Raw genomic sequence first — 10,338 nt, 5'->3', positions numbered from 1 at the left:
AGAAAATTGCTGCCTGCGTCCTCGGGATGCGATTCCGGCAGACTTATGGGTAATGGAATGCGCATAACTACCAATCTGCATGACGCGGCTCTTGCCCGCAAACTTGTAGCGAAAGCGCCAGACAGGAACCTTGTCGTTCTCCCTGTAGCGTAACCACAGTCCGTCTCCATCGCCTTGTCCTTCAAAGTGCTGTTTTGCTTTGATCCAGGCCTTGATTTGCATGTCTGTTAACTTGCCCATCCGTTCTCCCAAATAGCGAGTACCGGCCTTTGCCCGTTGGCTGGCGAAGGGTACGTTTCTGTGAACATCGAATAGGGCGGTGTACCCAAATGAGAATTCAAAAACCCCATGGGGTACACCGTTGGGTACACGAATATTATGCGCTTTTATGAAAGGCTGTGAAGCGTAATGAAATGACAAAAGCCCCGGGGTACGGGGCTTTTGTGAGATGGCTGGCGTGTAGCGGAGTGTCGTGAAGCGTTACTCTATATTCTGAATTTGCTCGCGCATCTGCTCGATCAGCACCTTCAGCTCCACCGATGCCTGCGTGGTTTCGGTGGCGACCGACTTGGAGCCGAGGGTGTTGGCCTCGCGGTTGAGTTCCTGCATCAGGAAGTCCAGGCGCTTGCCGACCTGGCCGCCGGTCTTCAGGATGCGGCGGATTTCGGCAATGTGGGTGCTCAGGCGCTCCAGCTCCTCGTCGACGTCGATTTTTTGCGCGAACAGCGCGAATTCCTGCTTGATGCGGTCGTCGTCGACATTGCCCAGCGCCTCCTGCAGCCGTGCCGACAGCTTGGCACGATAGGCGTCCAGGATCTGCGGCAGGCGCGGCTTGATATCGCTGATGATCTGCGCCATCGACTCCAGCCGGTCGCGTAGCACCTGCGCCAGTTTTTCGCCTTCGCGGCCGCGGGTGGCGCGGAAGTCTTCCAGCACTACCTTCAGGCCGTCCAGGCACAGCTGTTGCAGCACTTCCGGCGGCAGTGAATTGGATTTCAGCACCCCCGGCCAGCGCAGCAGCTCGCCCATGCCCAGCTCGCGCATTTGCGGCGCGATGGCCTTGACCTGGTTGCTGATCGCCAGCAGGCGCTGCACCATGTCCGGGTTCAGCTCCAGCTGCTGGTTGTCGTTGTCGTTCTGGCTGATGCCGACGCGGCACTCCACCTTGCCGCGGGTGACGCGGCCGGCGATCAGCTCGCGCAGTTGCGCCTCGATCACGCGCAGCTCTTCCGGCAGCCGCATCTGCACGTCGAGGTAGCGGTGGTTCACCGCGCGCAGTTCAATGGATAATAGGCCGCCCGGGAATTCGCGGGCGGTAGAGGCAAAGCCTGTCATACTCAGGATCATGGGGGCTCCGGCAGTCATGGTTTTCAGGAAGACATGCCCCGAATAGCTAGGGTTCCGATTCAGGGGCCGCCACACTATATCAATGCACATGACGCAATCCAAGCAAAGCGCACTGCCGGCCGGCTTCCGGCTCGATGATTACACCATCGTTCGTGAACTCAGCGCTGGCGGTTTCAGCTTGGTCTATCTGGCGCTGGATCACCACGACCGCAAGTTCGCGATCAAGGAATACCTGCCGTTGGACATGACCTGTCGCCAGCCCGGTGGCGAGGTTACCATCATCGACGAGCTGGATCGCGAGGCATTCCGTATCGGTCTGAAGTGCTTCTTCGAGGAAGCGCGGGTGCTGGCTGGTATCCGGCATCCGAATATCGTGCGGGTGGTGAATTTTTTCCGGGCCAATAACACGGTGTACATGGTGATGGAGTATGCCGAGGGCCGGCCGCTGAGCAAGGAGCTGACGCTGGCCGCCGGCCATTTGCCGGAGGTACGGCTGCGCAAGCTGTTTGCCGAACTGATCGGAGGCCTGCGCGAGGTACACCAGCAGCAGCTGCTGCATCTCGACATCAAGCCGGCCAATATCTACCTGCGCCGCAACGGCTCGCCGGTGCTGCTCGATTTCGGTGCCGCGCGCCAGGCGCTACGGCGACCGGGGCAGGCACCGGCTGCAATGTTCACCCCCGGCTATGCTGCGCCGGAACAGTACGACGCCAAGGCCAAGCTCGGGCCGTGGACCGATATTTATGGTCTGGGCGCCAGTCTCTACACGATGCTGGGCGGAGGCCGTCCGCAGTCGGCGGATGAGCGGCAGCAGGCCGATACGCTGCAACCGGCCAGCAAGCTGTTTGCGCACTACTATTCACCGCAATTACTGGCGCTGGCGGATGCCTGTCTGCAACTGGAGCCGCAGCGGCGGCCGGACAGTCTGGAACGGATGCAGCAATGCCTGCTGGCCAATGACTATGTCACTCCGCCACCGCGCTCACTATGGCAGAAGGCCGGTACCTGGTTGGCGCAGGCGGCGGGGAAGAAACCATGAAATTTGCGTTGGCAGTCGATTCCCGCATTGGCGGACGCGATAACAATGAAGACCGTCTCGCCGTAACCTGCTCCAGCGAGTGCGTGTTGCTGGTGGTGGCCGACGGCATGGGCGGGCATATCGACGGCGAAGTGGCGGCGCAGATCACCACCGAGGTGCTGGTGCAACAGTTCCGCTGCCAGGCCACGCCGCGGCTGCTGCAGCCGGGCGACTTCCTGCGCTGGGCGCTGGGCGAGGCGCACCAGGCCATCATCGACCACGCCATCGCCCATCACCTGCGCGAGATCCCCAGCACCACGGTGGTGGTGGCCATCGTCCAGGACGACACCGTGTACTGCGCCTACGCCGGCGATTCGCGGCTGTATCTGCTGGAGCAGGGCGCGGTGCGTTTTCGCAGCCGCGACCATTCCCATGTGCAGCGCCTGATCGACAGCGGCCAGCTGAGCGAGGCCGAGGCCGCAGTGCACCCGGCGCGCAACCGCATCTACAACTGCCTGGGGGCGATGGGCGAGCCGGAAGTCAGCGTTCTGCATCCGCTGCCGCTGCAGGCCGGTTGCAGCGTGCTGCTGTGCAGCGACGGGCTGTGGAGCGTGGTACCGGATGCGGAACTGGCGCGCGTGTTCCACGGGCGGGTGGCACCGGCGGTGCTGCCGGCGCTGATGACGGTGGCGGAAAAACGCGGCGGCGAGCGCGGCGACAACCTGTCGGCGGTGGCGTTCACCCTGCTGCCGGCGGATGCGGCGCTGGACGGTCGCAGCGGCTACATCGACAGCGGCACGCTGGCCGGTTTCCTGCCTGATGACGCCATCCCCGGCCTGCTGATGGAGCATGAACTGGCCGCCGAACTGCTGCCCCGGCAGCCGCACTGAGCGGCAAGCCGCCGCGCGCGGCAGGGTGATCGGGTAGAATCCCGCTGTTATCCCCATTCAAGAGCCTCGCGCCATGCGTTCATCCCAACGAGCTGCCGATGCCCTGCGCAGCGTCCGCATTACCCGCCACTACACCCGCCACGCCGAAGGCTCGGTGCTGATCGAATTCGGCGACACCAAGGTGATCTGCACCGCCAGCGTCGATGAAACCGTGCCCGGCTTCCTGAAGGGCAAGGGCCAGGGCTGGGTCACCGCCGAATACGGCATGCTGCCGCGCTCGACCCACAGCCGCATGCGCCGCGAGGCGGCCAGCGGCAAGCAATCCGGCCGCACCCAGGAAATCCAGCGCCTGATCGGGCGCAGCCTGCGCGCGGTGGTGGACCTGGTCAAGCTTGGCGAGCGCCAGATCCAGATCGACTGCGACGTGATCCAGGCCGACGGCGGCACCCGCACCGCCAGCATCACCGGCGCCTACATCGCGCTGGCCGATGCCATCAACGGCCTGCTGGCCGCCGGCAAGCTCGGCGAAAACCCGCTGCGCCAGCACGTGGCGGCGATTTCGGTCGGCATCGTCGACGGCGTGCCGCTGCTGGATCTCGACTACGAGGAAGACGCCGGCTGCGAAACCGACATGAACGTGGTGATGACCGGCGACGGCCGTTTTGTCGAGGTGCAGGGTACCGCAGAAGGCGTGCCGTTCAGCCGTGCAGAAATGAACGCCTTGCTGCAACTGGCGGAAAAGGGCATCGCCGAACTGGTCGCGTTGCAGCGCGAGGCGTTGGCCACAGCCGCCGCATAAGTCGCGTGAGCAGCCATGCCCCGTGCGACAGACAAGGTTGGCCGCAGCGCTGCGGCCAACCTTTGTATGCCCGCCCGCGATGCCATCACCGCCGTTCCCGGCCCGGACTCGTGGCCGCGTGACTGAACGGGCAATACTAGCGGGGTTGCCCGAACCCTGTCCTGGTGACGGCTGCGGCCATCAAGCGCCGGCGCATCAGGCTTGACCCTGACTCGTCTGCAATAGGATAATTCTTCGTTTTTTCAACTGCTTATTTGTGATACCGGTTTGCGCCTTGTGCCAGCTGTCGTCGCAAAACAGGCAGGAACCGGCCTCAATGAATAATGACCTGCAAGGCGTGGCAGCGCCCGGCGCCGCCACCCTGTCGTCCACCGCCCAGCTTCCCCCGCGCCGCCTGTCCGTGGCCCCGATGCTGGACTGGACCGATCGCCACTACCGCTATTTTGCGCGGCTGATTACCAAGAACACCTGGCTGTACACCGAGATGGTGACCACCGGGGCGCTGCTGCACGGTGATGTGCCGCGCCATCTGCGCTACCACGACGCCGAGCACCCGATCGCGCTGCAGTTGGGCGGCTCCGAGCCGCAGGAACTGGCGCAGTGCGCGAGGTTGGCCGCAGAGTGGGGCTACGACGAGGTCAACCTCAACGTCGGCTGCCCGTCGGAGCGGGTGCAGAAGGGCGCTTTCGGTGCCTGCCTGATGGCCGAGCCGCAACTGGTGGCCGACTGCGTGAAGGCGATGCGCGACGCGGTCGACATCGACATCACCGTCAAGCACCGCATCGGCATCGACCATATCGACAGCTACGACTACATGCGCGAGTTCGTCGATACCGTGGCCGAGGCCGGCTGCCGTACCTTCATCGTGCACGCGCGCAACGCCATCCTGAAGGGTCTCAGCCCGAAGGAAAACCGCGAGATTCCGCCGCTGAAGTACGAGTACGTGTATCGCCTGAAGCAGGAGCGGCCGGATCTGGAAATCCTGATCAATGGCGGCATCAAGAGCAACGAGGAAATCGCCGCCCACCTGCAACACGTCGACGGCGTGATGGTGGGGCGCGAGGCCTATCACAACCCCTACCTGATGGCGGAGTGGGACGCGCTGTTCTACGGCGCCGACAGCCGCCCGCTATCGCGCGGCAAGGTGGTGGAGGCGCTGCTGCCCTATGTCGCGGCGCGACTGCAGGACGGCAGCAACGTGCGCCACATCGCGCGCCACGTGCTGGGGCTGTTCCAGGGGCAGAAGGGCGCACGGCAGTGGCGGCGCATGCTGTCCGACAGCAAGGAGCTGCACGGCGCCGACGAGGGCCTGTTCATCCGCGCGCTGCTGGCGACGCAGGGTTGAACTGTCACAGCGTCCTTGCCCGTATTCCTTGTTAAGATACACCGGATACCCCCCACGCCCGCTGCGCCGGGCTTTTTGGTTTTCAGGCGCCTGGTGCCGGCGGCCGCAAGGTTGGCCGCGCCAGCCGCCGTCGGAGCAAAGCATGATCGACAAACTGGTACTGGCCAGCAACAACGCCGGCAAGCTGAAAGAGTTCGCCGCCCTGCTGGCGCCGCTGGGCATCGAGGTGATTCCGCAGGGCCGCCTCAACGTGCCGGAGTGCGCTGAGCCGCACTACACCTTCCTCGAAAACGCGCTGGAAAAGGCGCGCCACGCCAGCCACATGACCGGGCTGCCGGCGCTGGCCGACGACTCCGGCATCTGCGTCGAAGCGCTGGGCGGCAAGCCCGGCGTGCTGTCGGCGCGCTTTGCCGGCGAGCCGAAGTCGGACGAGCGCAACAACGCCAGGCTGGTGGAAAAGCTGCAGGGCAAGGCCAACCGCCGCGCCTACTACTACTGCGTGCTGGTGCTGGTGCGCCACGCCGACGATCCACAGCCGCTGGTGGTCGATGGCGCCTGGTATGGCGAGGTGGTCGATACGCCGTCAGGCAACGGCGGTTTCGGTTACGACCCGCACTTCTGGCTGCCGAGCCACGGCTGTACCGTCGCCGATCTGCCGGCCGGGGTGAAAAACGGCATCAGTCACCGCGGCCAGGCAATGCAGGCGCTGCTGGCGAAACTGCAGGCACAGCTGGCATGAGCGTGATTGATTTATCCGCGCTGAAGGGCGCCCGCAACGCACGGGACGCGAGATCGCGAAACCAAACGAGCGGCGACGAGATAGTACAAGCAGTACAGCGAGGAGCCGCGACGTGCAGGTGACAAAGATATCGCTTTCCGGGCTAAGCGGGCTGAAAGAATTGCCGCCGCTGTCGCTGTACATCCACTTCCCGTGGTGCGTGAAGAAGTGCCCGTACTGCGACTTCAACTCGCACGAGTTCAAGCCGGTGCCCGGGGCGATTGCCATTGCCGATGGGTCAGACATTGGCCGCAGCCGCGTCGGCGACGGCTTCGACGAGATGGCCTACGTCGAGACGCTGCTGCGCGACTTCGAGTACAGCCTGCCGGCGATCTGGGGGCGGCCGATCACCACCATCTTCATGGGCGGGGGCACGCCCAGCCTGTTCTCGCCGGAGGCGATGGCCGCGCTGCTGGCCGGCCTGCGCGCGCGCGCGCGCATCCATCCGGACGCCGAGATCACGATGGAGGCCAACCCCGGCACCTTCGAGAGCGAGCGCTTCAAGGGCTATCGCGACGCCGGCATCAACCGGCTGTCGATCGGCATCCAGAGCTTCGATCCGCGCCAGCTGAAGGCGCTGGGCCGCATCCACGACGGTGACGAGGCACGGCGCGCGGTAGAGATCGCGCTGACGCACTTCGACAACGTTAACCTCGACCTGATGTACGCGCTGCCGAACCAGACGCTGGCCGAGGCGCTGGCCGACATCGACACCGCCATCGGCTTTGGCGTCACGCATATCTCCGCCTACCACCTCACCATCGAGCCGAACACGCTGTTCGCGGTGCAGCTGCCGGCCAACCTGCCGGACGACGACATCTCCGCCGACATGCAGGAGGCGATCGAGGCGCGGCTGGAAGGCGCCGGTTACGTGCACTACGAGACCTCCGCCTTCGGCAAGCCGGGCCGCTTCGCCCGCCACAACGTCAACTACTGGCAGTTCGGCGACTATGTCGGCATCGGCGCCGGCGCGCACGGCAAGATCAGCTCGCACGAGGGCGTGGTGCGCGAGATGCGCTACAAGCAGCCGGCGGCCTATCTGCAGGCCATCGCCGACGGCAACCCGGTGCAAACGCGCCACAAGGTTGGCCGCAAGGAGCTGCCGTTCGAGTTCATGATGAACACCCTGCGCCTGACCGGCGGCTTCGAGACCAGACTGTTCAGCGAACGCACCGGTTTGCCGGTATCCTGTATCCAATCGCAATTGCGGCAAGCGCAGGCGGAGGGGCTGATCGAACACAATCTTACCCATCTGCGGCCAACCCTGAAGGGCCAGCGCTTCCTCAACGACCTGTTAACCCTGTTCCTGCACGATGAAGGAGAAAATTGATGGCCAAAGAAATCATCCATACCGACAAGGCCCCGGCGGCAATCGGCGCCTACTCGCAAGCGGTCAAGGCCGGCAACACCGTGTACCTGTCCGGCCAGATCCCGCTGGACCCGGTGACCATGACGGTGGTGGAAGGCGGTTTTGCCGCGGAAACCCACCAGATGTTCAAGAACCTGAAAGCGGTATGTGAAGCCGCCGGCGGTTCGCTGGACCAGATCGTGAAGCTGAATGCCTTCCTCACCGACCTGTCCAACTTCGGCACCTTCAACGAGATCATGGGCCAGTACATGAGCCAGCCGTTCCCGGCGCGCGCCGCCATCGGCGTCGCCAGCCTGCCCAAGGGTGTGCAGGTGGAAGCCGACGCGATCATGGTGCTGGGCGAGTAAGCCTCTGCCACGTGGCAACAAGCAAAGCGGCCTGCGGGCCGCTTTTTGTTTGTGTCATGCAAGGATGGCAAGGGGTGCGCTTCCGAGTCACTCATGACGGGCAAAATTATTATGGATCAAGTTTTCTTGCGACATATGCTTTATTCATTGATGGTCTGGCTATACTCGCGCTTCGTATTTAGGCATTTGATAACGGAGGAATAACGATGCAAGGTGATCCGCAAGTCCTGAGCTACCTGGACCGCTACCTGAGCATAGAGCTGACCGGCTACAAGCAATACCTGCTGCACGCCGGCCTGTGTCGCGATGCCGGCCTGAACAAGCTGGCAGACAAGCAACATGCATATAGTGAAGAGGAGTTTTCCCATTCCGGCCGGCTGCTGGCCCGGCTGCTGTTCCTGCAGGGTGTGCCCGGCATGCAGGACGTCCGGCAGATCGAGGTGAAGACCGAGGTGGAGGCACAACTGCAGCTGGATCAGGCACTGGTTAGCCAGGCGATCGACCTGCTGCGGGAGGCGGTAGCGTGTTGCACGACCGTCGGTGATGCGGTCAGCCGTGAACTGTTCCAGGAGATGCTGGCCGACGAGGAACAGCATTTGCACTGGGCATCTACGCAGCTGGCGCTGCTGGGCAAGATGGGTGCGGCCAACTATCTGCAATCGCAGATGTAATATGTAGCAAGGGGCGCCGCCGCCCTTTGGTGGTATGCCTTGACAGGGATACCGAAAAGCAAAAGCCCGCTCATCCGAGCGGGCTTTGTGCTGGCTACGGCTGCGCAGAAAAGGCTTAACCGTTCTGGCGTGCCAGTTGCGGAGCGCTGTCCTCCACATCGCCGCTGGTGATGCAGGCAGCGGCGGTGAACAGCACATCGGTGGAGCTGTTCAATGCCGTTTCGGCGGAATCCTGCACCACGCCGATGATGAAGCCGACGGCGACCACCTGCATTGCAATGTCGTTGCTGATGCCGAACAGGCTGCACGCCATCGGGATCAGCAGCAGCGAGCCGCCGGCCACGCCGGAGGCGCCGCAGGCAGCGACGGCAGACAGGATGGACAGCAGCAGCGCCGTCGGCATGTCAACCGGGATGCCCAGGGTGTGCACTGCGGCCAGGCTCAGCACCGAGATGGTGATGGCGGCACCGGCCATGTTGATGGTGGCACCCAGCGGGATGGAGACGGCGTAGGTGTCTTCATTCAGGCCCAGCTTTTTGCACAGGGTCATGTTCACCGGGATGTTGGCCGCGGAGCTGCGGGTAAAGAAGGCGGTCACGCCGCTTTCGCGCAGGCAGGTGAACACCAGCGGGAACGGATTGCGGCGGATGGTCAGGCCGACGATCAGCGGGTTCACCACCAGCGCGATGAACAGCATGGCGCCCACCAGTACCAGCAGCAGCTGGCTGTAGCCCAGCAGCGCGGACAGACCGGTGGTGGCTACCGACTCGGCCACCAGGCCGAACACGCCGACCGGGGCAAAGCGGATGATCACGCCCACGATGCGCGATACGCCGTCGGCCACTTCGTTCAGCAGGGTCTTGGTGCTGTCGCTGGCGTGGTGCAGCGCCATGCCCAGCGCCACGGCCCAGGTCAGGATGCCGATGTAGTTGCCGGTGGCGATGGCGTTGATCGGGTTATCCACAATCTGGAACACCAGATTGTTCAATACCTGGCCGATGCCGGCCGGAGGTGTGGTGCCGGTAGCGGCGGCCACCAGGGTGAGCTGGGTCGGGAAAGCAAAGCTGGCCACGACGCCGGTAACGGCGGCCAGGAAGGTGCCCAGCAGATACAGGATCAGCACCGGGCGCATATTGGTCTGCACGCCCTGTTTCTTGCTGGCGATGGCGCTGGCCACCAGTACGAACACCAGCACCGGCGCTACGGCCTTCAGGCCCTTGACGAACAGGCTGCCGAGGAAGGTCAGCGATTTGGCGGTATCGGGGGAGAAACTGGCCACTGCAATGCCGGCCAGCATGCCGATCAGGATCTGCAGCACGATGCTGCCGTTCATGATCCTGCCGATAATCGAAGAATTCTGCTGCATAAATTCCCTAATCAAGATAGTTATGAGTTGCTAATGCGGTAACAGCCGGCATGGCGGCAGATTCTGCCAGCATGGATGAGTGCTTGCGGCCAACCTTGTCGCGGCGGAGTGGAGCCCGTCGCGCAGGGGTGTTGCGAAATGCCATGAAAAACAGGCACATCGGCGTAGCGGTGCGCAGTGTAACAAACTTTTCCCTGCAGAAAAAATCCAGTATCCAGTATGCGGAAGAGTGCCTGCTTCCGTGTGGCTGGCGGATATCCAGTGCCACGGCCGGTACGGCCATCTCCTGTTGTTGCAGCGGTACTGTCTGCGGCAAGGTTGGCCGCAAGCCGGTGGCGCCTCGCAGCGGGATAGAGTCCACGGAAGTGGTGTAAATGCAGACAGATGGTAGGAGGCCATCGACGAACT

General features: G+C 63.5%; 12 protein-coding genes. 8 read left to right on the top strand and 4 right to left on the bottom strand.

The annotated features are described in order from the left end of the window. Nucleotides 1–222: Arm DNA-binding domain-containing protein (locus IE083_RS14465; RefSeq protein ID WP_229799773.1), on the bottom strand; the 222-nt coding region annotated here is incomplete at its 3' end. A gap of 258 nt (nucleotides 223–480) precedes the next feature. After that, nucleotides 481–1,347 (bottom strand): YicC/YloC family endoribonuclease, encoded by an 867-nt coding sequence (locus IE083_RS14460; protein ID WP_229799772.1) that lies wholly within the window; start codon nucleotides 1,345–1,347, stop codon nucleotides 481–483. Between the two features lie 88 nt (nucleotides 1,348–1,435). On the opposite strand from IE083_RS14460, the gene IE083_RS14455 reads away from it, so the two are divergent. The 8 genes from IE083_RS14455 to bfr all read left to right on the top strand — a co-directional run bounded on the left by IE083_RS14455 (nucleotide 1,436) and on the right by bfr (nucleotide 8,564). Next, complete coding sequence (locus IE083_RS14455; protein ID WP_229799771.1) at nucleotides 1,436–2,386, top strand: serine/threonine protein kinase; 951 nt, start codon at nucleotides 1,436–1,438, stop codon at nucleotides 2,384–2,386. Beyond that, a complete protein-coding gene (locus IE083_RS14450; RefSeq protein WP_189354730.1) occupies nucleotides 2,383–3,255 on the top strand; it encodes a PP2C family protein-serine/threonine phosphatase in 873 nt (290 codons plus the stop codon). Before IE083_RS14455 ends, IE083_RS14450 begins: the two co-directional genes overlap by 4 nt. A 73-nt stretch (nucleotides 3,256–3,328) precedes the next feature. Further along, nucleotides 3,329–4,054, top strand: a complete 726-nt coding sequence (rph, locus tag IE083_RS14445) for a ribonuclease PH (protein WP_189354729.1) — start codon at nucleotides 3,329–3,331, stop codon at nucleotides 4,052–4,054. Between the two features lie 316 nt (nucleotides 4,055–4,370). Next, the gene (gene dusA / locus IE083_RS14440; protein ID WP_189354727.1) at nucleotides 4,371–5,399 is read left to right on the top strand and encodes a tRNA dihydrouridine(20/20a) synthase DusA; all 1,029 of its coding nucleotides are present in this window, start codon (nucleotides 4,371–4,373) and stop codon (nucleotides 5,397–5,399) included. A gap of 142 nt (nucleotides 5,400–5,541) precedes the next feature. Beyond that, nucleotides 5,542–6,138: an RdgB/HAM1 family non-canonical purine NTP pyrophosphatase gene (gene rdgB / locus IE083_RS14435; protein ID WP_189354726.1), complete on the top strand. Its 597-nt coding sequence runs from the start codon at nucleotides 5,542–5,544 to the stop codon at nucleotides 6,136–6,138. Between the two features lie 112 nt (nucleotides 6,139–6,250). Further along, entirely contained in the window at nucleotides 6,251–7,507 is a 1,257-nt protein-coding gene (gene hemW / locus IE083_RS14430) for a radical SAM family heme chaperone HemW (protein ID WP_189354724.1), read from the top strand. Beyond that, nucleotides 7,507–7,893 (top strand): deaminase RidA, encoded by a 387-nt coding sequence (gene ridA / locus IE083_RS14425; RefSeq protein ID WP_189354722.1) that lies wholly within the window; start codon nucleotides 7,507–7,509, stop codon nucleotides 7,891–7,893. Before hemW ends, ridA begins: the two co-directional genes overlap by 1 nt. A gap of 206 nt (nucleotides 7,894–8,099) precedes the next feature. After that, complete coding sequence (bfr, locus tag IE083_RS14420) at nucleotides 8,100–8,564, top strand: bacterioferritin (protein WP_189354720.1); 465 nt, start codon at nucleotides 8,100–8,102, stop codon at nucleotides 8,562–8,564. 115 nt (nucleotides 8,565–8,679) lie between these two features. Here bfr and sstT read toward each other — a convergent pair whose 3' ends face one another. Together sstT and IE083_RS15890 are read right to left on the bottom strand one after the other, a co-directional pair. After that, nucleotides 8,680–9,930 carry a serine/threonine transporter SstT gene (gene sstT, locus IE083_RS14415; protein ID WP_189354718.1) on the bottom strand — a complete coding sequence of 417 codons (1,251 nt, stop codon included), beginning with the start codon at nucleotides 9,928–9,930 and terminating at the stop codon, nucleotides 8,680–8,682. A gap of 7 nt (nucleotides 9,931–9,937) precedes the next feature. Beyond that, nucleotides 9,938–10,338 (bottom strand): hypothetical protein (locus IE083_RS15890; RefSeq protein WP_229799770.1); only part of this gene is annotated, 401 nt, incomplete at its 5' end.

Origin of the sequence: Vogesella fluminis, from assembly GCF_014652335.1 — a bacterium.
Classification (GTDB): Bacteria; Pseudomonadota; Gammaproteobacteria; order Burkholderiales; family Chromobacteriaceae; genus Vogesella; species Vogesella fluminis.
This window is presented reverse-complemented; position numbering and strand designations above follow the sequence as displayed.

Coding starts and splice junctions, on each gene's coding strand:
- IE083_RS14460 (WP_229799772.1), bottom strand. CDS start 1,347: ATGATCCTGAGTATGACAGGCTTTGCCTCTACCGCCCGCGAATTCCCG.
- IE083_RS14455 (WP_229799771.1), top strand. CDS start 1,436: ATGACGCAATCCAAGCAAAGCGCACTGCCGGCCGGCTTCCGGCTCGAT.
- IE083_RS14450 (WP_189354730.1), top strand. CDS start 2,383: ATGAAATTTGCGTTGGCAGTCGATTCCCGCATTGGCGGACGCGATAAC.
- rph (WP_189354729.1), top strand. CDS start 3,329: ATGCGTTCATCCCAACGAGCTGCCGATGCCCTGCGCAGCGTCCGCATT.
- dusA (WP_189354727.1), top strand. CDS start 4,371: ATGAATAATGACCTGCAAGGCGTGGCAGCGCCCGGCGCCGCCACCCTG.
- rdgB (WP_189354726.1), top strand. CDS start 5,542: ATGATCGACAAACTGGTACTGGCCAGCAACAACGCCGGCAAGCTGAAA.
- ridA (WP_189354722.1), top strand. CDS start 7,507: ATGGCCAAAGAAATCATCCATACCGACAAGGCCCCGGCGGCAATCGGC.
- bfr (WP_189354720.1), top strand. CDS start 8,100: ATGCAAGGTGATCCGCAAGTCCTGAGCTACCTGGACCGCTACCTGAGC.
- sstT (WP_189354718.1), bottom strand. CDS start 9,930: ATGCAGCAGAATTCTTCGATTATCGGCAGGATCATGAACGGCAGCATC.